This window comes from Streptomyces sp. AA4, assembly GCF_000158875.1.
Classification (GTDB): Bacteria; Actinomycetota; Actinomycetes; order Mycobacteriales; family Pseudonocardiaceae; genus Amycolatopsis.
In genome coordinates, this window is the sequence record NZ_GG657746.1 from 2,819,097 (window position 1) to 2,844,294 (window position 25,198).

18 protein-coding genes, 1 pseudogene and 1 riboswitch are annotated in these 25,198 nt (G+C 70.2%); of the genes and pseudogenes, 16 read left to right on the forward strand and 3 right to left on the reverse strand.

Annotated elements, in window-relative coordinates; all coding sequences use genetic code 11:
• Window positions 1-395: 395 nt before the first annotated feature.
• From SSMG_RS13075 to SSMG_RS13150, 16 genes and pseudogenes are all read left to right on the forward strand, one after another.
• Window positions 396-1,925 (forward strand): sugar ABC transporter ATP-binding protein, encoded by a 1,530-nt coding sequence (locus SSMG_RS13075; protein ID WP_009076413.1) that lies wholly within the window; start codon window positions 396-398, stop codon window positions 1,923-1,925.
• Window positions 1,922-2,911 carry an ABC transporter permease gene (locus tag SSMG_RS13080; protein WP_009076415.1) on the forward strand — a complete coding sequence of 330 codons (990 nt, stop codon included), beginning with the start codon at window positions 1,922-1,924 and terminating at the stop codon, window positions 2,909-2,911. The genes SSMG_RS13075 and SSMG_RS13080 overlap by 4 nt, the downstream gene beginning before the upstream one ends.
• Window positions 2,912-2,932: 21 nt before the next feature.
• The gene (locus tag SSMG_RS13085) at window positions 2,933-3,934 is read left to right on the forward strand and encodes a substrate-binding domain-containing protein (RefSeq protein ID WP_009076417.1); all 1,002 of its coding nucleotides are present in this window, start codon (window positions 2,933-2,935) and stop codon (window positions 3,932-3,934) included.
• A 4-nt stretch (window positions 3,935-3,938) separates the two neighbouring features.
• Window positions 3,939-5,345, forward strand: a complete 1,407-nt coding sequence (locus tag SSMG_RS13090) for an L-fucose/L-arabinose isomerase family protein (RefSeq protein WP_009076418.1) — start codon at window positions 3,939-3,941, stop codon at window positions 5,343-5,345.
• Between the two features lie 874 nt (window positions 5,346-6,219).
• On the forward strand, window positions 6,220-6,513 hold the full coding sequence (locus SSMG_RS13095) for a DUF4190 domain-containing protein (protein WP_009076420.1): 294 nt from the start codon (window positions 6,220-6,222) through the stop codon (window positions 6,511-6,513).
• A 377-nt stretch (window positions 6,514-6,890) separates the two neighbouring features.
• Complete coding sequence (locus SSMG_RS13100; protein ID WP_009076422.1) at window positions 6,891-7,304, forward strand: SsgA family sporulation/cell division regulator; 414 nt, start codon at window positions 6,891-6,893, stop codon at window positions 7,302-7,304.
• Between the two features lie 668 nt (window positions 7,305-7,972).
• Window positions 7,973-8,308, forward strand: coding sequence for an STAS domain-containing protein (locus tag SSMG_RS13105; protein ID WP_009076424.1), 336 nt, complete (start codon window positions 7,973-7,975; stop codon window positions 8,306-8,308).
• A gap of 43 nt (window positions 8,309-8,351) precedes the next feature.
• On the forward strand, window positions 8,352-9,191 hold the full coding sequence (locus SSMG_RS13110) for an aldo/keto reductase (RefSeq protein WP_009076426.1): 840 nt from the start codon (window positions 8,352-8,354) through the stop codon (window positions 9,189-9,191).
• A 47-nt stretch (window positions 9,192-9,238) separates the two neighbouring features.
• Complete coding sequence (locus SSMG_RS13115) at window positions 9,239-10,255, forward strand: glycosyltransferase family 4 protein (protein WP_009076427.1); 1,017 nt, start codon at window positions 9,239-9,241, stop codon at window positions 10,253-10,255.
• Window positions 10,255-11,064: pseudogene (locus SSMG_RS46845) on the forward strand (lysylphosphatidylglycerol synthase domain-containing protein); the annotation flags it as partial. The gene SSMG_RS13115 and the pseudogene SSMG_RS46845, both read left to right, overlap by 1 nt.
• A gap of 203 nt (window positions 11,065-11,267) precedes the next feature.
• Window positions 11,268-12,638 (forward strand): carboxylesterase/lipase family protein, encoded by a 1,371-nt coding sequence (locus SSMG_RS13125; protein WP_199785895.1) that lies wholly within the window; start codon window positions 11,268-11,270, stop codon window positions 12,636-12,638.
• A 4-nt stretch (window positions 12,639-12,642) separates the two neighbouring features.
• Window positions 12,643-13,245, forward strand: coding sequence for a maleylpyruvate isomerase N-terminal domain-containing protein (locus tag SSMG_RS13130; protein ID WP_009076430.1), 603 nt, complete (start codon window positions 12,643-12,645; stop codon window positions 13,243-13,245).
• A 44-nt stretch (window positions 13,246-13,289) separates the two neighbouring features.
• A riboswitch (S-adenosyl-L-homocysteine riboswitch) is annotated at window positions 13,290-13,368 on the forward strand.
• Between the two features lie 17 nt (window positions 13,369-13,385).
• Window positions 13,386-16,991 carry a methionine synthase gene (gene metH, locus SSMG_RS13135; protein WP_009076432.1) on the forward strand — a complete coding sequence of 1,202 codons (3,606 nt, stop codon included), beginning with the start codon at window positions 13,386-13,388 and terminating at the stop codon, window positions 16,989-16,991.
• Window positions 16,992-17,205: 214 nt separating this feature from the next.
• Window positions 17,206-18,786, forward strand: a complete 1,581-nt coding sequence (locus SSMG_RS13140; RefSeq protein ID WP_009076439.1) for an FMN-binding glutamate synthase family protein — start codon at window positions 17,206-17,208, stop codon at window positions 18,784-18,786.
• 543 nt (window positions 18,787-19,329) lie between these two features.
• Window positions 19,330-19,704 carry an STAS domain-containing protein gene (locus SSMG_RS13145; RefSeq protein ID WP_050788423.1) on the forward strand — a complete coding sequence of 125 codons (375 nt, stop codon included), beginning with the start codon at window positions 19,330-19,332 and terminating at the stop codon, window positions 19,702-19,704.
• A 2-nt stretch (window positions 19,705-19,706) separates the two neighbouring features.
• The gene (locus SSMG_RS13150; RefSeq protein ID WP_009076443.1) at window positions 19,707-20,114 is read left to right on the forward strand and encodes an ATP-binding protein; all 408 of its coding nucleotides are present in this window, start codon (window positions 19,707-19,709) and stop codon (window positions 20,112-20,114) included.
• Between the two features lie 527 nt (window positions 20,115-20,641).
• On the opposite strand, the gene SSMG_RS13155 is transcribed toward SSMG_RS13150, so the two are convergent.
• The 3 genes from SSMG_RS13155 to SSMG_RS13165 form a co-directional block, all read right to left on the reverse strand.
• On the reverse strand, window positions 20,642-22,255 hold the full coding sequence (locus SSMG_RS13155; RefSeq protein ID WP_037717079.1) for an AMP-binding protein: 1,614 nt from the start codon (window positions 22,253-22,255) through the stop codon (window positions 20,642-20,644).
• A gap of 198 nt (window positions 22,256-22,453) precedes the next feature.
• Window positions 22,454-22,873 carry a contact-dependent growth inhibition system immunity protein gene (locus SSMG_RS13160; RefSeq protein WP_009076446.1) on the reverse strand — a complete coding sequence of 140 codons (420 nt, stop codon included), beginning with the start codon at window positions 22,871-22,873 and terminating at the stop codon, window positions 22,454-22,456.
• Window positions 22,874-23,057: 184 nt separating this feature from the next.
• Window positions 23,058-25,178: a transglycosylase domain-containing protein gene (locus SSMG_RS13165; protein ID WP_037717081.1), complete on the reverse strand. Its 2,121-nt coding sequence runs from the start codon at window positions 25,176-25,178 to the stop codon at window positions 23,058-23,060.
• Window positions 25,179-25,198 lie beyond the last annotated feature (20 nt).

Sequence of the window (25,198 nt, forward strand, 5' to 3'; positions counted from 1 at the left end):
AATGTCGCGGATGACGCATGCCGCGCCTGCCGGTTTGTAGGAATCCGCCAAAAACGGCTCGTGTCACGTCGTCCGGACCTGATTTCTCGCGAGGTATGCCACAAATCACGCCCGGTCGGCCAGGGAGGGCGGCCGCTGGACGGCCGGACGTTTCCAGGGGGTCGGACAGGGGTCACCCGCAGTTCAGGCGGCGGGGCCGGGTGGGGGGTGTCCCTCTTCCGTAAAGGTCCGTGAAGGGCTCCTTGAGGGAATCAGATTCCCGCAAGGAGCCCTTCACGGACCTTCGCCGATGCCCCGCGGGCAATGGGAAAATGTGACCCTTGACACCCTCCTCGCGGTGCCCCTACCGTGCGGGTAATCGATTTCTCGACACGGGGCGGGCCGAGAGGGCGGGCATGGGCGACGGTGGCGTCGCGCTGGTCGAGCTGGCCGGCGTCAGCAAGACCTACGGCGGGGCGCGTGCCCTGGCCGCGGTGGACTTCACCGCGGCGAAGGGGGAGGTGCACGCGCTGCTCGGCGAGAACGGAGCAGGCAAGTCCACGCTGCTGAAGATCTTGTCGGGGGAGATCGCCGCGGGGGAGGGGGCGATCCGGATCGCGGGGGAGGCGGTCCGGTTCGCCCGCCCGGCCGACGCGCGCCGCGCCGGGGTCGCGATGATCCACCAGGAACTGGACCTCGTTCCCGCGCTTTCGGTGGCGGAGAACGTTTTTCTCGGCCGCGAACCGCACACGCGCGGCGGCACGGTCGACCGGCGGCGGATGGTCGCTGCTACGCGCGAGGTGCTCGAGCGTTCCGGCGTCGACCTCGATCCGCGGACGCCGGTCGAACGGCTGCGCACCGGCGAGCAGCAGCTCGTCACCATCGCGAAAGCGCTGTCGCTTGACGCCCGGATCCTGCTGATGGACGAGCCCACGTCGGCGCTGTCGCCGCGCGAGGTGGAGCGGCTGTTCACGGTCATCGACCAGCTGCGCGCCGACGGGGCGGCGATCGTTTATGTGTCGCACCGGATGGACGAGATCGGCCGGGTCGCGGATCGGGCGACGGTGCTGCGCAACGGCGAGGTCGTCGCGGAGTTCAGCGCGGCGGAGCTGACTGCCGAGCGGGCCGCGGAGGCGATGGTGGGCCGTCCGGTGCACCTGATGTTCCGCGCGGACAGCGTGTCCTCGCCGGAGCAGGGCGAGGTGCTTCGGGTCGAGGATCTCGTGGTGCGCCCGCGTGCCGGGCGACGGGAGCCGGACGGGATCAGTCTCACCGTGCGGGCTGGCGAGATCGTCGGTGTCGCCGGGTTGCTCGGCGCGGGGCGGACGGAGCTGCTGGGAACGCTGTACGGCGCGTCTGGCGGAAAAATTCTCTGCGGGCGGATTTGCCTGCGGGGCAAGGAGTTCCATCCGCGGTCGCCGCGCCGGTCGCTGCGGTCGGGGATCGCGTTCGTGCCCGAGGACCGGCGGATCGCGGGGCTGGCGCTGGAGCATTCCGTCGTGGCGAACACCGTGTTGTCCATTGTGGACCGGCTGGCGCGGTTCGGGATCGTTCCCGGTCGGCGCGAGCGGACGGTGGCCGGGAAGGAGGCGGGGCGGCTCGGGGTGAAACTCGGGTCGCTCGCCGATCCGGTGGGGTCGCTGTCCGGCGGGAATCAGCAGAAAGTGGTGCTGGGCCGGGCTTTGCTGACCGAACCGGTGCTGTTGCTGCTGGACGAGCCGACGCGCGGCGTGGACGTCGGGGCGAAGGCGGAGATCTACCGGCTGCTCGGCGAGGCCGCGCGCAGCGGCGTCGGAGTGCTGCTGGCGTCGTCGGAACCGGCGGAGCTGGTCGGCGTGTGCGACCGCGTGGTGGTGCTGCGCGGCGGGCGCAGCGTGCACGAACTGGACACGGCGCAGGCCGGCGAGGCGGAACTGCTCGCCGCGTCGATGGGAGACGTGCGGTGAGCGGGCGCGTCGTGCTGGCCGCGGTGTTCCGGTTCCAGAGCGTCTTCGGGCTGGTGCTGGTGTTCGCCGCCGCGATCGTCTTCTCGCCGCATCGCGACGGCGAGTTGGTGTTTCTGGGCAGCGGCAACCTGTTCAACGTCGTCCGCGCGATTTCCGAGATCGGCATCATCGCGGTCGGCATGACGCTGGTGATCCTGGTCGGCGGCATCGACCTGTCGGTGGGCTCGGTGATGGGGCTGGCCAGCGTCGGCGTCGCGCTGCTGCTCACCAGCGGCGGCTGGGGGCTCGTGCCGGGCGTGCTGCTCGTTCTCGCGCTGGGCTTCGGTTTCGGGCTGCTGCAAGGGATCGCGAGCGCGCGGTTCCGGATCCAGTCGTTCATCGTGACGCTCGCCGGGATGCAGATCGCCCGCGGGATCGCCCGGATGTGGTCCGGCGGCGAGGGCGTTTCGATCACCTACGGCACCGGTCCCAGCCAGGCTCCGGTGCCGTTCTCGCTGCTGGGCGAGCGGACGTTCGGCGGCGTGGTGCCCATCCCGGCGCTGTTCTTCGCGGTCGTCGCCGCGCTGGCGGTGCTGGTGCTGCGGGCGAGCGCGTTCTCGCGGCACGTGTACGCGATCGGCGGCAACGAGAAGGCCGCGGTGCTGTCCGGGGTGCCGGTGATCCGGGTGAAAGTGCTGGTCTTCGGCTTGTGCGGGCTGCTGGCCGCGCTGGCCGGGATCGTCCACGCGGGACAGTACAACTTCGGCGGGCCCAACGACGGCACCGGCTACGAGCTGAACGCCATCGCGGCCGTCGTGATCGGCGGGACCAGCCTGTCCGGCGGGCGCGGGTCGGTGTCCGGCACCGTCGCCGGCGCCCTGCTGGTCGGCGTGCTCGACAACATCCTCCAGCTCAACGACATCGATGCGAACGTCCAGCTGATCGTGGTCGGCGTGGTGATCGTGCTGGCCGCGGGCCTGCAGCGGCTGCGCCCGGCGACGGTTTAGGCGTTCGGGGAAAGAGGCGCAATGTCCGGCATCCTCCGCGGCGGAGCAGTCTTGGCGGGGCTGGCCCTCGTCGCTGCGTGCGGCACCACCCACGAGAACGCGCCGGGCGCGTCGTCGGGCACCGCGCCGGCCGCGAAACAATGCCGCGGTCCGAGCGGGAAATACAAAATCGGGATGAGCCAGGCGAATCTCGCCGAACCGTATCGCGTGCGGATGGACGGCGACATCCGCAAGGCCGCGGCCGGGGTGCCGCAATTCAGCGTCAGTTACGCGGACGCCGCGCAGGACAACGCGAAACAGGTCGAGCAGGTCAATACTTTCCTGACCCAGGGGATCGACCTGCTGATCATCAGCCCGAACGAGGCGACGCCGCTGACCGGGGTCGTGAAGAAGGCGTACGACCAGGGGATTCCGGTGCTGGTGCTGGACCGGAAGGTCGACGGCGACGGATACACGTCGTTCATCGGCGCGGACAATGTGGACATCGGCAGGCAGGCGGGCAAGTTCGTCGCCGGGAAATTGCTGCCGCACGGCGGGAAAGTCGTCGAGCTGAAGGGTCTCGCCGGGTCGACTCCGGCCAAGGAACGCAGCGACGGATTCAACGAGGGCATCACGGACCGCAATATCACCGTCGTGGGCACCGCGGACGCGGATTGGTTGCGGGACAAGGGACAACAGCAGGCGGACGCGTTGCTGAAGGCGCATCCGGACGCGCAGGCGATGTTCTCGGAGAACGACCCGATGGCCGAGGGCGCGCGCATCGCCGCGCAGAACGCGGGCCGCGCGGACCTGCCGATCGTCGGCATCGACGGCCTGCCCGTGCCCGAAGGCGGCATCAAGGCGGTGGAGGCCGGACGGCTGTCCGCGACGTTCATTTATCCCACCGGCGGCAAGGAAGCCGTTGCGGCGGCCAAGAAACTGCTCGTCGACTGCCAGACCGTGCCCAAAACGCAGACCTTGCCGACCCGCCTGGTGACGCGCGACAACGCGGCCCAGGTCTACGCCGAACTGAACCGGAGCTGACCCTATGGCGCGAATCGGTGTCCTCGCCGTCTCCGACGGGCGCGACCACGTGCACCGGCGGAACACCGGCTTCATCCGGTCCAAAGTGGACGAGTTCACCGCCGCGCTGACCGCGGCGGGCCACGACGTCGTCACCGGCGGCTTGGTCGCCACGAACACGACCGCCACCGCGGCCGCGCGCTCGGTCGCCGCGAGTTCGGTGGACGTGACGGTGCTGTACTACGCGGTGTGGGCGTTTCCGCATTTCACCATGCTGGCCGCGGACGCGACCCCAGGCCCGTTGCTGCTGGTCGCGAGCACCGACCCGACCGAGCCCGGCCTGGTCGGAATGCTCGCCGCCGGGGGCGCGCTCGACCAGATCGGCCGCACGCACACCCGTTTGTGGGGCGCGCCGTCCGACCCCGAACTGATCGCGGAAGTCGGCGCCCACGCGAGCGCCGCCGCGGCCGTGGGCACCCTGCGAGGTTCGACCTTCGGCCGCTTCGGGGGGCGGCCGATGGGCATGAACACGGCGGTGGCCAATACCGACCAGTGGATGCGCCAATTCGGGGTGGACGTCGAGGAAATCGACCAGTACGAACTGGTCCGCCGCGCCGAATCCGGCGGTTCCGCCGAAGCTGTCCACGGCCGGAAATGGTTGGAACAGCACGCCACGGTGCACTATGATGGAGATCGGCTCACGCCGGAATTATTGGAACGCCAACTGCGTCTTTACCTTGCTGTGCGCGATGTCGCTGCCGAGCGGCACCTGGATTTCTCGGGGATCAAAGCACAACCGGAGCTGACCGAGCACTTTGCGACCGCCGATGTCGCCGAGGCCCTGCTCAACGATCCCTACGACTGGAACGGTCCTAAAGCCGTGCACGTCACCGCCACGGAAGCGGACATGGACGGTGCGCTGACCATGCAGCTGATGCACCGGATCACCGGCACGCCAGTGCTTTTCGCGGACGTCCGGCACTACCATCCCGATCGGGACGTGTGGGATCTCTGCAACTCCGGCCAGCACGCGACGTGGTTCGCCGCGCGGAGCGAGGATCCGGCGGAGAACCTGGCCCGCGTGCACCTGTACCCCGAGGTCTTCTTCTTCCCCGCGGGCGGTGCCTCGGTGCAGCACATCGCCGCCCCCGGCCGGATGACCTTGGCGCGGCTGAGCCGGTTGGACGGGGAGTACCGCTTGCAGTTGGTGCTGGGGGAGTTCGAGAACTACGACGAGCGGACGACGGAGGCCCTGGTGTCCCGGTCGACGCCGGAGTGGCCGCACGCGTTCGCGCGCCTGGAGGTGGCTTCGGAAACGTTCCTGTCGCGTTTCGGGGCGAACCACGTCCATGCGGTGCCGGGTGACCGCCGAAGGGAACTACGGGCGGCGGCTGGGTTGATGGGGGTGCGGGTGGAGGAGTGGGGTCGTTGATCGGGTGGGCGGCTGAACGGTGCTGGGCGGCCGCCGGAGTGGGGTGGCTGGGGAGCGCGGGCGGAGGCGGAGTCCTTGCCCGGGTGAGCGGCTGAACGGTGACGGGCGGCCGCCGGAGGGAACTGCGGACGGCGGGGTTGGGTGCGGAGGCGGAGGAGCGGAGCCGCTGGCCGGTTGAACAGCTGAATGCTGAGCGGCTGAACGGTGCCGGGGTGCCTTGGGTTTCGGCTGCCTTGATGTGCCTGCCTGGGGCGAGCCGTTGGCGGTCGGAGTGCGGCTCGATGCGCTGCGTCGTGCTGGGCGGGTCGAATCGTTGTGGGGCGGCTTACCGCGATGCGCGCCGCGGCTCGATGCTGGCGTGCTGGGCGGGTGTGGTGGGTGCCCTTGGACGAGGCGGGCTGGCGGAGTGGCGGTTGGCTGATTTGAGTGAAGTGGGCGCGCTGGGTGGTGCGCGGAGCTTGTTGGGGGCGCGCTCAAGACGAAGCCCAGGTGCGTGCGAGCGGCGCGGAGCGGTGCGCCTGGATTGAGTGAGGTAGGCCCGCTCGGCGGCGAAATGTCGGGCCTAGTGCGGGTGCGCTTGAGTGGTGTGGCCATGCCGGAGCGATTCGCGCGTGCTAGGCGGGGCGCGAGGGGCTCGGTGCGGGCACGCTCGACCGACGAGGGCGGTGCGGTGCCATGCGGACCGGAGTGCTGCGTGAGGTCAGGCAGGTTGAGGCGGCGAGGCCGGATTGGACCGACGCCGGCCGGACTCGATGCCGATTGCGGAGTGCGGATGTCTCGTTTGATGCGGGCGAGCAATCGGATTCCGGCTGCCTCACCGGCTCCGGCGGAGCGAACGGGGACCGGTCCCGCCCCGGTTGGCTAGCTTCGCGGCATGGGTGAACAGCCGTCGACCAGGGCAGCCACCACTGCGCTGGTGCTCAGCATCGTCAGCTGGCTCGCGTTCCTCGGGTCCTTCTCCGCCCGCAGCCGCAGTTTCGGCGACGCGCTCTACTACGAACCGGTCACGGTGCTGGGGCCGTTGATCTTGCCCCTGCTGGCGATCGTTTTCGGTCATGTCGGAATGCGTCGGGCCGGTCGCGGTCGTTCGGTCGCGGCTTTGGTGCTCGGGTACCTGGCGTTCGCTCTCGCGGCGGTCCGGCTCGTCGGGATGGCGACGGCGCACTGAATCCGCGGGGAAATTCGGCGGTCGTCGCCAACCGCGTCGTCGTTCCGTCTTGAACTGATTCGGCGGGGCGAGTTTCCCCATCGTTATCGGGACAGCCGCGATCTCGGCGAGCCGAGCCGAGCCCGTCCGGTCCCCCGATCGTGGTGGTCCGTTTTCGCAGGTCGGGGCTGCCGTCAAGCTGCTCGGCCGCCGAAGGGCACCCTGCCCGATCCTGCTGTCAATGCTGCCCTTGCGTAGCCAACTGAGACGTAGATCTCCACCGTTGGAGTGAAATCTGCTCGGTCGGGCAGCTTAGGCTCTTACGGCGCGTTACTTATTGAGAAACATTCACTTCGGTCCGGACAGGTTCGCGACCGGGTAACGAAGGAGGCGCCGTCGTGGAAACCGAACCGCAGGTCGTCCGCGCGACGATCATCTTCGGGCTGCGCACGTTCGGGTCCGTCCCGCTGCCGGTGCGCGCCGATTTGGAATACGACCCGGCGGATCCGTTCGCGGTGTCGGTCGGCTACCACGCCGGCGGCGGCGTCGTGCGCTGGCTGTTCGGGCGCGACCTTCTCGCCGACGGCCTGCTCGCCCCCGCGGGCGACGGCGACGTCCAGGTGCGCCCCGCGGCCGACGACAGCCGGGTGCTCGTGGAGCTGAACGCGCCGGACGGGTCCGCGGTGCTGGAGGCGGCGGCGAACGAACTCGCCGACTTCCTCGACCGCACCTACGACGAGGTTCCAGTCGGCTCCGAAGACCGTTGCTTCGACTTCGACGTGGAACTCGCGAAGCTCGCCCTCCGCGACTGACAGTCCACAATGGACTCCGGCCGGTCGCGAGAGCGGCCGGAAGTTCCGCCGCGCGTCGCCTGCTGTGGCCCTGCCGAAGCCGCTTCGGCGAACAGGTTCAGGCTCGCTGTATGAAGCGCTCTCGAGTGAGGCTCGATCACGAGTCGGTCGGATAATAGGCCCCGTCGCGAAGGAGAGGCAGCCCAGCGTCGGTGACCGGCAGCAGGCTCGCTGCCTCAAGGGATGGTGCCGACGCTCGCCGGGCGGGCCAAGCCAATCACAAGCCGTTGAGCCGCGCCGACAAAGGCGGCGAACCCGGTCGAGTACGCACTCGGGTCCAGGCGATTGCGTCCCAGTTCTGGGCCGTCTCGCCATTCCGTAACGCGGCCCGTCAAGAACCGGCATCCCCCGAACAGGTGCCCCCGGGTGAACGCCCGATGAACGAACCCCCGGCCCCGCACCGAAAAACCGGCACCCTGCCAACAAGACGCACCAGCAGCACAACCCGGTCACCGCACCCCCGCCCGGAGGCCCCCGAACAGGCGGACTCTCGCGCCGCGGGGGTGAACCTCGTGGTCACCCGGGTTGACCGCACTCGGAGAACGCGTACGGTTTCGAGTGTTGGCTGTTGTCGCACCCATACTGCGGTCAGCGCCCCAAGCAGGTCTCTGCGAAAGGAGCGCAAACCCATGACTCTCCACCTTCCCGGCGTCACCGCGCCGATGGAATTGACCATCCGCGCGGAGAGGCGGACCGACGCGATCCACGTCGCGCCGGTCGGGGACCTCGACGCGGCTACCGCGCACGTTTTCGCGGCGGCCCTCGCGCCGTTGGCCGGGCCGGTCGTCGTCGATCTGTCCGGCGTCGCTTTTTTGAGCTGCGCGGGTGTTCGCGTTCTGCTCGACGCGCACGAACGGATCCCCGATTTCAGTGTCGTGGCCGGAGAAGCGCACGCGGTCCGCCGGTGTCTCGCCGTGACCGGCGCGGACGAAATCCTGGGCGTCCGCGACGCGGTCGCTGCCTGATCGAGCGAGTTTCACGACTGCCGCGCACGGGTAGGCCGCCGACATGACGACTGAGACGAACCGCGTTCCGCAGCTCGAACTCAACAACGGCGTCCGGATTCCGCAGTTCGGCCTGGGCGTCTTCCAGATCCCGCCCGAGGACACCGCATCGGCGGTGCGCGAAGCGCTGGAAGCCGGGTACCGGCACCTCGACACCGCGCAGATGTACCGCAACGAGGAAGGCGTCGGCGAGGGCATCCGCGATTCGGGCGTACCTCGCGAAGAAATCTTCGTCACCACAAAGCTGGCGAACGACGCGCAGGGCCACGACAACGCGATCAACGCGATGGAGGGCAGCCTGCAGCGGCTCGGCCTGGACTACGTCGACCTCTACCTGATCCACTGGCCGCTGCCGAAACAGGACCGCTACGTCGCCACCTGGCACGGCTTCGAGGAGCTGCACCGCGCCGGGAAGGCCCGGGCGATCGGGGTGTCCAACTTCCAGATCCCGCACCTGGAACGGCTGGCCGAGGAGTCGGCGACGGTGCCCGCGGTCAACCAGATCGAACTGCATCCCGCGCTGCAGCAACCGGAACTGCGCGCCTACCACGAGGCACACGGCATCGTGACCGAGGCGTGGAGCCCGCTGGCCCAAGGCGAGGTGCTCGAAGACCCGCTGCTGGCCGAACTGGCCGAGAAACACGGCAAGACACCGGCCCAGATCGTGCTGCGCTGGCACATCCAGCTCGGCAACGTCGTCTTCCCGAAGTCGTCGTCGCCGAAGCGGATGCGGGAGAACATCGACATCTTCGACTTCTCCCTCAGCGACGGCGACCTCGACGTCCTCAGCGGCCTCGACGAGGGCCGCCGCACCGGCTTCGACCCGGACACCTTCGAAGGCTGAACCAGATCGCCCCGTCGCCCGTTGTCTCCTTTGAGGAGGGAGGCAGCGTGCGACTGTCCTGTTTCGTAGTGCCCGGCGACGTCGGCGACCGCAGCGTGCCCAGCGGCGGCAACACCTACGACCGCCGTGTCGCCGAGCACCTGCCGGTGCGGCTGCGGCCGGTCGACGGGGCCTGGCCGGACCCGGACGACGGAGCGAAAAAGCAGCTGGACCAGGTCCTGGCCGAGGTCCCGGACGGGGCGGAAGTGCTGCTCGACGGCCTGGTCGCCTGCGGAGTGCCCGACGTCCTCGCCCCGCACGCGGACCGCCTCGGCCTGGCCGTTCTCGTGCACCTGCCGCTGGCCGACGAAACCGGCCTGGACCCGCAGCGCGCCGCTGATCTCGACGCCCGCGAGCGGAAGACGCTCCACCTCGCGCGCCAGGTCGTCGTCACCAGCCCGGCCGCCGCCCGCGCGGTCGAGAAGCGCCATGGCCTCGCCACCGTCCACATCGCACCGCCCGGGACCGATCCGGCGCCCCCGGCGCCCGGAACCGACGGAGTGTCGCAGCTGATCTGCGTCGCCGCGGTGACCCCGCGCAAGGGACAGGACATCCTCCTGAACGCATTGTCCGAAGTAGACGGACTCAAGGTGGACTTCGTCGGCTCGCGCACCCGAAATCCGGCCTACGCCAACAGCTTGAGCCATCCCCGCGCTCGCTTCACCGGTCCGCTCGACGGGGAAGAGCTAGAAGCCGCGTACCACCGGGCCGACTTGCTGGTCCTGCCCTCGCACGCCGAGACGTACGGCATGGTCGTCACGGAGGCGCTCGCCCGCGGCATCCCGGTGCTCGCCTCGGACGTCGGCGGCGTACCCGACGCCCTCGGCCGCGCCCCGGACGGCGAGCGCCCCGGCCTCCTCGTCCCGCCCGGCGACGCAGCAGCGTTGGCCGTCGCGCTGCGAAGCTGGCGTGACGACCCTGAACTGCGGAAACGGCTCCGTGCTGCGGCTGCGGCGCGGGCGAACACGCTGGAGGGGTGGGCCGCCGCGGCGGGCCGGTTGCGCGAAATCTTGGCGGTGGATTGATGCGGTGGCTGCGTTTGCTGGCCGGGGCCGCGCTCGTCGCCGCGCTGTGGTGGCGGCTCGGCACCGGGGCGTTCGCCGGCGGTCTGCGCGCGCTGGGGCCGGGACCGATCGCGATAGCCCTGGTCATCGGCGTCGTGACCACGCTCGCGAGCGCCGCCCGCTGGCGGCTGGTCGCGGCTCGGCTCGGCCTGCACCTGCCGTTCCGGGAAGCCGTCGGCGACTACTACGGCGCGCAATTCCTCAACGGCGTCCTCCCCGCTGGCGTCCTCGGCGACGTCCACCGCGCGGTCCAGCACGGCCGACGCTCCGGCGACGTCGGCCGCGGCGTCCGGGCCGTCGTGCTCGAACGCGCCGCCGGACAGACCCTGGTGGTGGTCGCCGGATTGGCCGTCGTCGTTTTCCGGCCGGAGCTGCTGCCGCGGCAGGTGCTGATCTGCCTGGGAATCGTGCTCGTGGCCCTGGTCGTCGTCGCGGTGGCGGTCCGGCAACGGCTGCGTCGCGTCTGGGCAGCCGACATTCGGACCGGCGTGCTCGAAGCGTGGCCCGGCGTCACCGGCTGGTCCCTGCTGGCGGTGGCCGGGCATCTGACGCTGTTCGTCGTCGCTGCCCGCGCGGCCGGGGCCACCGCGCCGCTGACCGTCCTGCTGCCGTTGCTGGTGCTCGCGCTGCTGGCGATGGGGATGCCGTTGAACGTCGGCGGGTTCGGCCCGCGCGAGGGCGCCGCGGCGGTGTCGTTCGCCGCCGCCGGGCTGGGCGCGGAGCAGGGCGTGACGGTCGCGGTGGGCTACGGCGTGCTCGGCTTGGTCTCGACGCTGCCCGGCGGCGCGGTTCTCGTGCTCCGCCGCATGATCCGGCGGCCGGGCCCGGACGCGCGGCCGGTATCGTCCGGCCGGTGGCGGCGGCTTTTCGGGGGATTCGGCGACGGTGGCTCGCGGCGCTGGCCGTCGGTCTCGTTCTGGCCGCGCCGGCCTGCGCGGCTTCGGACGCGGCGAGCAGCCGGGCAGGCGACGTCGTGCACGCCGCAGCCGGTGCCGTCCGCGGCAGTGTCGCTCCCGGTCACCGGCTCTTCCAGGGCATCCCGTACGCGGCCGCACCCGTCGGCGAGCGGCGCTGGCAGCCGCCCGCCCCGGTCGACCCCTGGGCGGGGGAGCGGGACGCCACGAAACCAGGGCCCCGCTGTCCGCAGGCCGCCGACGGAGCCCTGACCAGCGAAGACTGCCTTTATCTCAACGTCTGGACGCCGCCGGTCGGCGAGACCGGGCGGCCGGTCCTGGTGTGGCTGCACGGCGGCGCGTTCCTCAGCGGCGGCGGCGACCGCTACGGCGCTGCCCGGCTGGTCGACCGCGGCGACGCGGTGGTGGTCACGCTCAACTACCGGCTCGGCGCGCTCGGCTTCCTGGCCGACCCGTCGCTGGGCCCGGAACCGGGCAACTACGGCTTCCTCGACCAGCAGCAGGCCCTGCTGTGGGTGCGCGACAACATCGAATCCTTCGGCGGAGACCCGAACCAGGTGACGATCGCCGGGGAGTCCGCGGGCGGGATGTCGGTGTGCGACCACCTCGTCGCCCCCGGCTCGCGCGGGCTGTTCCGCGCCGCGATCATCCAAAGCGGACCCTGCCAGGCGCAGGCGACGCTGCCCGCCGCGGAAAGCAAGAGCGTCGAGTACACCGCCGCGCGCGGCTGCGCCGACCGCCGGACCGCGGCGGAATGCCTGCGGGCGTTGCCGGTCGGGAAGCTCCTGACCGCACCGGCGTACGGGTCGATCGCGGGCATCGAGATGCCGGGCCCGGTCACCGGCGGTTCGGTGCTGCCCGGGAAGGTTCCCGCGACTCCGATGCCGGTCCTGCTGGGCACGACGCACGACGAGTTCACGTATTTCCTCGCCGAGCAGGCGGCGGCCGGTCGCGAGGTCACGCGGCACGGCTACCCGCAAGCCCTGGCGAACGTCTTCCCGCACGCCGACGCGGTCGCTCGCGAGTACCCGGTGGATGCGTTCAGCGGCAACGCATCGCTGGCGTACGCGGCGGCGGTCACCGATTCGGCGTTCGCCTGCCCGGCGGCGAAGCTGGGCAGCTCGCTCCCGTCCGTGTCGAGGTACGAGTTCAACGATCCGACCTCTCCGGCCGCGGCCGCTTTGCGGGCACCCTTCCCGCTCGGGGCCACGCACACCGCGGAGCTGCCGTACCTGTTCGATTTCGCCGACCAGCCAACCACATTCACCCCGGCGCAGCAGCGGCTGGCGGACCGGATGGTGGACGACTGGACGGCCTTCGTCCGCGGCGCCCCGACCGGGCAGGCGGTCGCGTACCGGCCGGGCGGTTCGCAGCCGCTGACCGGATTCGCCCAAGACCACCACTGCGGGTTCTGGGCTTCTCTACGCTGACCGGATGACCGTGCGCGCCGAAGACCTCGACGAATCCCTCACCTGCGTCTCCGCCGCTCTGGAACCCGTCACCGGCGGCGACTGGACCCGTCCGGCGGGCGACCTCGAGTGGGATTGCCGTTACACCGCAGAGCACCTGGGCGACACGCTCCTGTCCTACGCCGCGCAAGTCGTGAGCCGCCCGTCCGACCGGTACGTGCGCTTCCTCGCCAAAGCCGACACCGACGCGTCCCCGGCCGAACTGCTCGAATTCGCCCTCACCGGCGGGCGTTTGCTCGCTGCCGCAGTACGGAGCAGCCAGCCGGACGAGCGCGCCTACCACCCGACCGGCCGCTCCGATCCGGCCGGTTTCGCCGCGATGGGCTGCGTGGAACTGCTGCTGCACGGAGACGACCTCGCACAGGGCCTCGGCGCCTCGATCGACCCGCCGCGCGACGTCTGCGCGCGCGTTGTCGCGCGGCTTTTCCCCGAGCAGGAGCCGGTTCCCGACGCTTGGGACGCGCTGCGCTGGTGCGCGGGCCGGATCGCCCTGCCCGGACGACCGCGGCGGACCGGCTGGAAGTGGCGGGGAAGCCCGCTCGAGGACCGCTCGATTCCCGAGGAGTGAACACTCCTGCCCGCGGGATGGTCACATCCGGTAGTCTTGACCACCAGGTCGAGAGGCGCTGCAACGGACCGGTGGTCCGCCACGCTCGGCCGGCACCACCATTCCCAAGGGCGCCTCCGTGGACTCATGCGGAGGTGGCGATGACCCAGAACCTGCGGAACCTGCTCGACCAGCGCGTCGTCGTGCTCGACGGGGCCTGGGGGACGATGCTGCAGGGCGCCGGTCTCGCTCCCGAGGACTACCGGGCGGACTGGCTCGAAGGGCACGAGAAGGACGTCACCGGCGACCCGGACCTGCTGAACCTCACGCGGCCGGACGTCGTGCTCGACGTGCACCGCCAGTACCTGGCCGCGGGCGCGGACATCACCACCACCAACACGTTCACCGCCACCAGCATCGGCCAGGCCGACTACGGCCTGCAGGACCGCGTGCGCGAGATGAACCTGCGCGCCGCGGAACTCGCGCGCCAGGCCGCGGACGAGTTCGAAAACCGCTTCGTGGCCGGGTCGATCGGCCCGCTGAACGTCACGCTGTCGCTGTCGCCGCGCGTCGAGGACCCGGCGTTCCGCGCGGTCACCTACGAAGAGGTCAAAGCCTCGTACGCCGAGCAGACCAAGGCGCTCGCCGACGGCGGCGTCGACCTGCTGCTGATCGAGACGATCTTCGACACCCTCAACTGCAAGGCCGCGATCACCGCGGCCCGCGAGGTCGCGCCGCACCTGCCGCTGTGGATTTCGGTGACCATCGTCGACCTGTCCGGGCGCACGCTGTCCGGCCAGACCGTCGAGGCGTTCTGGACCTCCATCGCGCACGCGCGCCCGCTGATCGTCGGCGTCAACTGCTCGCTCGGCGCCGAGGAAATGCGCCCGCACGTGGAGGAACTGGCGAAACTCGCCGACACCTACACCGCGTGCCACCCGAACGCGGGCCTGCCCAACGCGTTCGGCGGCTACGACCAGACGCCCGAGGAGACCGGCGGCATGCTCGGCGAGTTCGCCGGGGCCGGGATGGTCAACATCGTCGGCGGCTGCTGCGGGACCTCGCCCGCGCACATCGCGAAGATCGCCGAGGCCGTCAAGGGCCTTCCGCCGCGGCCGGTGCCCGCGCACGAGCCGAGCACGCGGTTCTCCGGGCTCGAGCCGTTCAAGATCGGCGCGGACACCGGGTTCGTGATGATCGGCGAGCGCACCAACGTGACCGGCTCGGCGAAGTTCCGCAGGCTGATCGAGGCGGGCGACCACCAGGCGGCGGTGGACGTCGCGCTGGAGCAGGTCCGCGGCGGCGCGAACCTGCTCGACGTCAACTTCGACGCCGACCTGCTCGAATCCGAGCGGGAAATGACGACGTTCCTCAACCTCATCGCCACCGAGCCCGAGGTCGCGCGCATCCCGGTGATGATCGACAGCTCGCGCTGGAGCGTGCTGGAGGCCGGCCTGCGCTGCGTGCAGGGCAAGGGCGTGGTCAACTCGATCAGCCTCAAGGAGGGCGAGGGCCCGTTCCTGGAGCAGGCCCGGCGCATCCACGACTACGGCGCCGGCGTCGTGGTGATGGCCTTCGACGAGAAGGGCCAGGCCGACACGGTCGAGCGCAAGGTCGAAATCTGTTCCCGCGCCTACGATCTGCTCACCACGCAGGCGGGTTTCGCGGGCGAGGACATCATTTTCGACCCGAACGTGCTCGCCGTCGCCACCGGCATCAGCGAGCACAACGGGTACGCGAAGGCGTTCATCGAGGCGCTGCCGCTGATCAAGGAGCGCTGTCCGGGCGCGCACGCCTCCGGCGGCATCTCGAACCTGTCGTTCTCCTTCCGCGGCAACAACGTCGTGCGCGAGGCGATGCACTCGGCGTTCCTGTTCCACGCCGTGCGCGCCGGGCTCGACATGGGCATCGTCAACGCCGGCCAGCTCGCGGTGTACGAGGACATCCCGAAGGACCTGCTGGAACTGGTCGAGGACGTCCTGTTCGACCGCCGTCCGGACGCCACCGACCGGCTCGTGGAGTTCGCCGAGACGGTCAAGGGCAGCGGCACCAAGCGCGTCGTCGACCTGTCCTGGCGGGAAAACCCGGTGGCGGAACGGCTTTCGCACGCGCTGGTGCACGGCATCGTCGACTTCATCGAGGACGACACCGAGGAGGCCCGGCAGCAGTTCGCCCGGCCGCTCGAGGTGATCGAAGGCCCGCTGATGGACGGCATGAAGATCGTCGGCGACCTGTTCGGCTCCGGGAAGATGTTCCTGCCGCAGGTCGTGAAGAGCGCGCGGGTGATGAAGCGTTCGGTGGCCTATCTCGAGCCCTACATGGAGGCGGAGAAGGCCAAAATGCAGGCCGAGGGCCGCTTCGACACCTCGCGCGGCAACGGCAAGGTCGTGCTCGCCACGGTGAAGGGCGACGTGCACGACATCGGCAAGAACATCGTCGGCGTCGTGCTGGGCTGCAACAACTACGAGGTGATCGACCTCGGCGTGATGGTGCCCGCGGCGAAGATCCTCGACACCGCGGTGGCCGAGCACGCGGACGTCGTCGGCCTGTCCGGGCTGATCACGCCGTCGCTGGACGAGATGGTGTCGGTCGCGCAGGAAATGCAGCGGCGCGGGCTGAAGCTGCCGCTGCTGATCGGCGGCGCCACCACGTCGAAGCAGCACACCGCGGTCAAGATCGCCCCGGCGTACGACCACACGACCGTGCACGTGCTCGACGCGTCGCGGGTGGTCGGCGTGGTGTCCGACCTGCTCGACACCGACCGCGCGGACGCGCTGGACACCGCCAACCGCGCCGAACAGCAGCGGCTGCGGATCCAGCACGAAAACCGGCACTCGACGCCGATGCTGACGGTCGAACAGGCTCGGGCGAACGCCGAGAAGGTGTCGTTCGACGAGATCCCGACGCCGGAGTTCACCGGCGTGCGGGTGGTCGAGCCGTCGATCCCGCAGCTGCGCGAGATGATCGACTGGCAGTTCCTGTTCCTGGCCTGGGAACTCAAGGGCAAGTACCCGGCGATCCTCGACCAGCCGGTCGCGCGCGAGCTGTTCGACGACGCGAACCAGCTGCTGGACGAGATCATCGAGAACGGCTCGTTCAGCGCACGCGGCGCGTACGCGTTCTGGCCCGCCCATTCCGAGGGCGACGACATCCTGCTCGACGGCGAGTACTCGGACTGGAAGTTCCCGATGCTGCGCCAGCAGACGCAGAAGCCGGACGGCCGCGCGAACCGGTGCCTCGCCGACTACATCGCCCCCGCCGGTTCCGGCGACCACCTGGGCGGATTCGCCGTCGCCATCCACGGCGCGGAGGACCTGGCCGCCCGCTACGAGGCCGAGCACGACGACTACCGGGCGATCATGGTGAAGGCGCTGGCCGACCGGCTGGCCGAGGCGTTCGCCGAGTACCTGCACCTGGAGGCGCGCCGGCGCTGGTTCGAGCCGGACGTGCAGCCGGACCTGGCGGACCTGCACGCGGAACGCTTCCGCGGCATCCGCCCGGCGCTCGGCTACCCGGCGAGCCCGGACCACAGCGAGAAGAAGGACCTGTTCGAGCTGCTGGGCGCCGAGGAACTGGGGATCGGGCTGACCGAGTCGTACGCGATGACGCCCGCCGCGGCGGTGAGCGGGCTGATCTTCGCGCATCCGGAATCGCGGTACTTCACGGTCGGCCGCCTCGGGCGCGACCAGATGGAGGACTACGCCCGTCGGCGCGGCGAGGAGCTGTCCGAAGTGGAGCGGTGGCTGCGGCCGAATCTGGCTTACTGATCGCGTGGTTCCGTCGGCGTTGTGCGCCGGGTCTGGTCCATGAGGGGAACCATGAGGGACTCTGAGTCCCTCATGGTTCCCCTCACGGCAGTTCCGGTAGCAGTGGTGGCGGGCCGCCGCGCTCGGCTGCGGCAGTCGCGAAGCCCGCGCTGGTCTGGCCGACCTGCGAGGGTGGGCGGCGGGGGCTAGTTTCGACGCCGTGGCAAGACTCAGTGTGGTCCGAATCGGACTGGTCGCGGCGCTGGTCCTCCTCGCGGCCGCGGCGGCAGCGGTCAGCGTGGCGGTCTCGGCCTGGTGGTGGTTCCTGGCGGCGCCGTTGCTGGTGCTCGCGGCGACCGGGGTGTACGACGTGATCCAGCGGCGGCATTCGGTGCTGCGGAACTATCCGGTCCTCGGACATCTGCGGTTTCTGCTCGAAAGCATCCGGCCGGAATTGCAGCAGTACTTTGTGGAACGCAACTTCGACGGCCGCCCGTACGATCGCGACGTCCGGTCCATTGTCTACCAACGCGCCAAAGGAACGGCCGCGGAAGAACCATTCGGCACCGAGCGCGACGTGTACGCCGAGGGATACGAATTCCTCGTCCCGTCACTGGCGCCGGTGTCGGTTCCGGAGCACGCGCCGCGAGTCCGGGTCGGCGGGCCGGACTGTACTCGGCCGTACGACATGGCGTTGCTCAACGTTTCGGCGATGAGCTTCGGGTCCTTGTCCAGCAACGCGATCCTCGCGCTGAACCAAGGTGCCGCCCGCGGCGGTTTCGCGCACGACACCGGCGAGGGCGGCCTCTCGGAGTACCACCTGCGGGGCGGCGGCGACCTGATCTGGGAGATCGGCACCGGCTACTTCGGCTGCCGCACCTCGGACGGAGATTTCGACCCGTCCGCTTTCGCCGACAAAGCCGCGCACGACGCGGTTAAATGTGTTTCGTTGAAACTCTCGCAAGGCGCGAAACCCGGGATGGGCGGAGTGCTTCCGGGTTCGAAGGTGAACGCGGAAATCGCCCGGGTGCGCGAGGTTCCGGCGGGCGAAACGGTGGTTTCCCCGCCGTATCACCGCGTGTTCTCGACGCCGCGGGAACTGGTGCGGTTCATTGCCCGGATGCGCGAGCTGGCGGGCGGGAAGCCGACCGGGTTCAAGCTCTGCGTCGGCTCGCGGGTGCAGGTGCTGGCCGTGTGCAAGGCGATGCTGGCCGAAGGGGTCACGCCGGACTTCATCGTGGTCGACGGCGCGGAGGGCGGCACTGGCGCGGCTCCGCTGGAGTTCGCGGATCACCTTGGCACGCCGCTGACCGAAGGTCTGCACATTGTCCACAACGCACTCGTCGGCACCGGACTGCGGGACCGGGTCCGCCTGGGGGCGAGCGGGAAAGTCGCGACCGGCGCGGACGTCGTGAAGCGCCTCATCCAGGGCGCGGACTACACGAACGCCGCGCGGGCGATGATGTTCGCGGTGGGGTGCATCCAGTCTCAGCGGTGCCACACGAACAAGTGCCCGGTCGGGGTCGCGACGCAGGATCCGCGCCGGGGGCGGGCGCTGGACGTAGCGGACAAGACCGAGCGGGTGCGGCGGTATCAGGAGGCTACGGTCGCGTCGGCGCTGCGCATCATGGCGGCGATGGGGGTTTCGGATCCGTCGGAGTTGTCGCCGCAGTTGCTGCGTCGGCGGGTGGATGCGCGGACGGTGCTGTCGTACGCGGAGTGGTACGACTGGCTGGAGCCCGGTCAGTTGCTGGCGGAGCCGCCTCGGGAGTGGGCGGCAGAGTGGGCGGCGGCTGATCCGGATCGGTTCGCTTGACCGCGGACGGTGCTGGCCGTCGGCGGATTCAGGGAAGGCCTTCGCACGCGCACCACGGCTCCCTGCCGCCCGTTGTGGCACGCGGATCGAGGAGATCGCTGAAGCCAACTGGGCGGAGAGGCGGCCGGGTTGCCTGCGTGCTCCGAGGGCTGCCGCGGCGGGGGCGGCCGACCGGATTCCCGGCTTGACGCTCGGTTGTCCGCGACCAGCCTCAGTCGGATTCGCTGTGGGCGGAGGTGGGTTCTGGGCTTGGTGCTCGGTTGTCTGCGACCAGTCTCTGTCGGGCTGGCTGTTCGTGGCGGGGTGCCGGCCGGGTTCCGGGCTTGGCGTGCTGTTTCTGCGGATGGCCTCTTCTCGGCCGGTTGGTGGCCCGGCGGTGGTTGCCGTCGGCCGGGTTCCCGGCTTGACGTGCCGTTCTCGGCGGCTGGCCCCCGCCGGACCCGCTGATGGCGGAGCGGGCGGGCGGCCGGGCGGAGGGCTCGCGGCGCCGCCGACCGGGTGTCCACTGGCGATCCGTCCGGTGATCGGGCACGATCGGTGATCGTGGCTTCGGGAGACGGGCAGGACGCGGGCGACCTCGAGGTATCCGTCCGGTGGCGGGGACCGGCCGCGGTCGTGACCGTGGGCGGGGAGATCGACCTGGTCACCGCGCCGGAACTGGGCGAGTTCGTGGGCGGGGTGCTCGAACGCGAGCCCGGCGTGCTGGTGGTCGACCTGCGCGCGGTCGATTTTCTCAGCTCGTCCGGGCTGCAAGTGCTGGCAGGCGCGCACCGCAAGCTCGACGCGGGCGCGTTGCGGGTCGTGAGCACATCCACGGTCACCTCGCGGCCGTTCACGACCACCGGCCTCGACGAGTGGATCGCGCTGTTCCCCTCGGTCGACCAGGCACTGGCCGGGGTCGCCGGCGCGGGCGGTTGACGATGGACGTGCAGGAGGGCACCCGCGCGCTGAGCTGCCACGGGATCGTGGCCGAACCGGGGGCGCTGCGCGCGCTGCGGCACCGGTTGCTGGCTTGGGCGCTGGAGTCGGGCATTCCGGACGATCGCGCGCACGACATCGTGCTGGCCGGGTACGAGGCGCTGGCGAACGTCGCGGACCACGCGTACCCGGGGGAGCCCGGGCTGGTCGACCTCGACGCGGTGTGCCGGTCGGACAGCGTCGAGGTCGTGATCGCCGACCACGGGGAATGGCGCCCGCCGGACGAAATCGAGGACGACCCGGTGTCGGTCCGCGGACGCGGGCTGCTGCTCGTGCAGGCGACGGCGGACCGGGCAGAGGTACGCACCAGCGCGGACGGCACGGTGGTCACGCTGGGCTGGAAGCTCTGACCGGGTCCCGTTCGTGGTGGTCGCGGTCGGCTGAGAGTGGCTAACTGCTGCATTGGCTAGTGCGGTCAGCGGCTGCTCCCGCCGACCGCGTGGGGCCGGGAGTCCCAGCGCTTCAGGCTGCTAATGCGACGGCTCATGCGGGCCTACCATCCCGGCGTGATCGTCACGGTGATCATGCTGGGCTGGAAGCGCTGACCGGTTCGCTCGCTGCGGTGCGGTGCGCGCGGTCGGTTGAGAGCGGTTCACTGCTGCGTTGGTTGGGGCGGCAAGCGGTTGCTCGCTTGGACACGAGTGTGCCCCGGACTTCAGCCCGCCGGCGCGACGGTTCATACGAGCTGCCAATCCCGGCATGAGCGTCGCGGTGGTCATGGCGGACTGGAAGCTTTAACCGGCTCAGCCACTGCGGCACAGTGGCCGAGCCGGGTTGGCGGGTGCGCCGAGCGCAGCTCACGGGTTCGGTGACTTCCGGCTGCCGATGCGACGGCTCCTGTGGGCCGAACACCCCGGCATGAGCGGCGCGGCGGAACTCAGCTCACCGGTTCCGCGGCTCGGCGGCGCAGCAGGTATCGCTGGACTTTCCCGCTCGGGTTGCGGGGCAGGTCCGGGATGAACTCCACTCGCCGCGGGTATTTGTACGGTGCGGCAAGGGATTTGGCGAAGTCCTGCAGTTCCTTCACTTTCGCGTCGTCGGCGGGAACGCCCTCGTTGAGGACCACGTAAGCGGCGACGATCGAACCCCGCGCGTCGTCGGGGGCGGCGACGACCGCGCATTCCAGGACATCCGGGTGGCGCAGCAGCACTTCCTCCACCTCGGGGCCGGCGATGTTGTAACCGGACGAGACGATCATGTCGTCGCTGCGGGCGCGGTAGTGGAAGTAGCCGTCGGAGTCGCGGACGTACGTGTCGCCGGTGAGGTTCCAGCCGTCCTCGACGAAGACGGTTTGGCGGTCGTCGGCCAGGTAGCGGCAGCCGGTCGGGCCTTGGACGGCCAGGCGGCCGGGGGTGCCGTCGGGGACGGGGCGGCCGTTGTCGTCGACGATTCGCGCGCGGTAGCCGGGTACGACGCGGCCGGTCGCTCCGGGGCGGGCGTCCTCGTCGGCGGCCGAGATGAAGACGTGCAGCATTTCGGTGCTGCCGATGCCGTCGATGAGCCAGTGGCCGGTCGCCTCGTGGAAGTCGGTCGCGACGGATTCTGGCAGCGCCTCGCCCGCCGACACCGCGCGGCGCAAGCCGGACAGCAGCGGGCGGCGGTCGGAGGCCAGGATCGCGCGGTACGCGGTGGGCGCGGTGAACAGGACCGTCACGTGATGTTCGGCGACGAGGTCGGCGAGTTCGGTCGGGGTGGCGCGCTCGATGAGCAGCGTCGCGGCGCCGGCGTGCAGCGGGAAGACCAGCAGGCCGCCGAGGCCGAAGGTGAATGCCAGCGGGGGAGTGCCGCAGAACAGGTCGGTTTCCCGGGGTTTGACCAGGTGCCGGGAGAACGTGTCGGCGATCGCGAGCAGGTCGCGGTGGAAATGCATGGTCGCCTTGGGACGGCCGGTGGTGCCGGAGGTGAAGGCGAGAAGGGCGACGTCGTCCGCGGCGGTGTCGACGTCTTCGAAGGTCCCGGGGCGGGTCGCGCAGCGGGCGGCGAGGTCGTCGGAGCTGTCGCCGCCGTACGGGACCAGGGGGAGGTCGAAGGGCTGCAGTTCTTCGGGGTAGCGGTGGTCGCAGAGGGCGATGACGGGCGTGCTCGCTTCGATGATTTTCGACAGCTCGTGCGCGCGCAGCATCGGCATCGTGGCGACGGCGACTGCGCCCGCCTTCAGGACGCCGAGCCAGCACGCGGCTAGCCACGGGGTGTTCGGCCCGCGCAGCAGCACGCGGTTTCCGGGCACGACGCCCTGCGCGGTGAGTTCGTGGGCGATCTGGTTGGCGCGGGTCAGCAGGTCGCCGTAGGACCAGGATTCGGTGGGGGAGAGCAGCGCGGGACGGTCCGCGCCCCAGCGCGCGATCGTGTCGTCGAGCAGCCGCGTGGCCGCGTTGAGGCGGTCGGGGTACTGCAGTTCGGGCAGGTCGAACCACAGCTGCGGCCACTGCTCGAACGGCGGGAGGTGGTCCCGGCAGAACGTGTCGACATGCGCACTCGGCTGGAGCTGCACCACGTGCCCCCAATTCAGACGACGGCCATTCACGCGTCCAGCTACTGTAATACGTTTTACGATCGTCAGGAAGACGCAACATCGGACGGCACTCGCGGGGGCACGCAGCGCAGTCGGGACGGGGCGCGGTGGATCGTGGGGAAGCCGACCCCAGCGGCGGGGCGAAGTTCTGGGGGCGGGCCGCCGTGCTGGAGTCGGTCAGGCGCGGAGCTTTTCGCGGAAGGCGGCGATCGGCTTGCGGAGGAGGCGGTCGAAGTCTTCGGTGGCGGGGTCGATCGCGGCGAGGACGCGTTCGAGCCGGTCGAGGTGGTCGTGGTTGGCTCGCCAATGCGAGACCGGGACACGCAGCGTCGACGCGAGCAGGTCGCCGGGGTAGAGGTCGCCTTCGCAGAGCGGGTCCTGCTCCAGCATGGCCAGCGCGCGCGGCACGAGGAACGGCACGCCGACGTGCTGGCCGAGCAGGAGGCGGAGGTCCTCGGCGGTGAGCAGGCCGATGGGCTTGCGCCGCAAGCGATGCACGGTCGCGATCAGCCGGGTCGCGTCGGCGGGCGGATCGCCCCAGTCGGAGTTTTCGATCTGCTGCAGCGACTGCGCGGACCGGTCGGGTCGTCGGGACATGGGTGATCACCTCGTTCCGGCGAGGATTGCATCGGCAGGCACCGCGAGGCGGCCGTCCGGATGTGCCGGATCCGGTGGCCAGCGGCTGGGTGCTTGGGGCGGATCGGCGGGTATCGGAGGTTGGCAAGTCGTCCGTGCGGGGAACCGGAGCGAATCAGCGTTCCCCGCACGGAACCCCGGCGGCTCAGGCGTGGGCGTCCAGATAAGCCGGGTCCGGGGGCGGGATCGGGACGTCCGGCTGCCCGGCCAGGAGCTGGTTCATCGCGGCGAAGTACGGCGGCGCGGCGACCGTGCCGCCGAAGGCGCCGTGGCCGCAGTCGCCCAGGTGGACTGGGTTGCCGGGGCAGATTTCCTGGGGGTGGGGTCCGTCGGCGAAGACCATGGAGGACACCGCGTAGTGGTCGACTCCGCCGACGAACGCGACGGATTCGCTTTCCTGCGTGGTTCCGGTCTTGCCGATATCCGGGTGGGTCCAGCCGGCCGCCTGGGCCGCGCGGGCCGACGTGCCGGTGGTGGTGTCCTGGCTCAGGCCCGCCTCCAGCGTGTTCGCGACGCCGGGCGGGATCACCTGCTCGCACGCCTGCCGATGCAGCGACACCGGCTGGCCGTAGCGGTCGGTGACGGACAGGATCGGGTCGGGCGGGCACCACATGCCGCCGCTCATCAGGGTGGCCGAGACGTTCGCCATTTCCAGCGGGCTGACCGGGCTGTTGCCCAGCGTGAACGACAGCAGGTTCTGGAAATACTGCGACTGCGGCTCGTTGTACTGCGGGTTTTTCGACCGGGGATCGGACGGGTCGGTGATCGGCTTGGTGCCCGCGTCGTTGGTCGCCATGGTGTTGCGCAGGCCCAGTTTCCGCGCCATGTCCAGCACCGCGGGCATGCCGACCTGCGCCTCCAGCCCGACGAACGCGACGTTCGGCGACGTCGCCAGGCCGGCGGCCAGCGAGATCGGGTTCGGATAGCTCGTGCCGTCGTTGCTCACCGGATAGCAGTGCGTGTACCGGTTCATGTTGGGCGGGTTGAAACAATCGCTGTACGGGTTCGGCAGCGGCGTGTTCAGCCCCGCCTTCCCGGTGACCATCGCGGCGGCCGAGGTGAAGATCTTGAACGACGAGCCCGCGCCGAACTTGTTGCTCGCGTCGGCGACGATGTTCGTGGACGTCTCGCCCTGGTCGGGATCGGTGCCGTAATTGCGGTTCGCGACCATCGCGAGCACCTGGTGCCCGTCGCTGCCGGGCTGCACGACCGCGAACGTGTTGGCGACGCCGTCCTGCGTGGTCGGCACGTTCGCGTCCACCGCGTCCTTCGCCACCTGGCTCACGTGCGGGTCCATGGTCGTTTTCACGGTGTACCCGCCGGTGTCGATCTGGTCGGCGGTGAGCCCGGACTGCACGAGATAGTGCACCGCGTACGCGCAGAAGAACCCGGCGTCGGGAGCCGCGCCGAGACAGGTGCTCGACGGGGCCTGCGGCCGCGGACCGCTGAGGCCCAGCGGGGTCGCCTTCGCGGTCTCCCCGTAGGACGCCGGGATCGACCGCGCCGCCACCATCGCGTCGATCACCAGATTGCGCCGTTGGAGCGCCTTGTCCGGATGCGTGTACGGGTTGTAGATGTTGGGGTTGTTCACCATCCCGGCGAGCAGCGCGGCCTGCGGCACGGTCAGTTTGTCCGCCGTCGTCCCGAAGTACGCCTGCGCGGCGGCTCCGACGCCGTACACGGTTCCGGTGTACTCGACCACGTTCAGGTAGTCGGCCAGGATGTCGTCCTTCGACACGGTCTGGCTCAGTTGCACCGCCATTTTCGCCTCGCGCAGCTTGCGCGCCAGCGAATCCTCCTGATCCCGTTGCTGCGCCGCCTTGTTGTTGCGATCCACAACGTTCACGAGGTAGTTCTTCACGTATTGCTGCGTCAAAGTGGACGCGCCCTGCAGGTTTCCGCCGGAGCTGTTGTGCACCGCGGCGCGCAGCATGCCCTGCGGGTCGACGCCGCCCTCGCTGTAGAACCGGCGGTCCTCGATGTCGACGATCGCGGCTTTCATCGCCGGGGAGATCTGCGCCGCGGTGACCGGAATGCGGTACTGCGAGTACAAAGTCGCGATCGTCCCGCCGTTCCGGTCGGTGACCGTGGTGACGAGCGGCGGCTCCGCGTGCACGAGATCGGCGGAGATGGCGTCGACCGAATCGCTGACCTGGTTGGACAGCACGCCGGCCCCGATCGCGACCGGGGCCATCGTGCCCGCGACGAGAATCCCGGCCAGTACGCACAATCCGAGGAACGGGGCTATCCCCCTGCGACGAGACACGGTTCCCACGTTATGCCTGT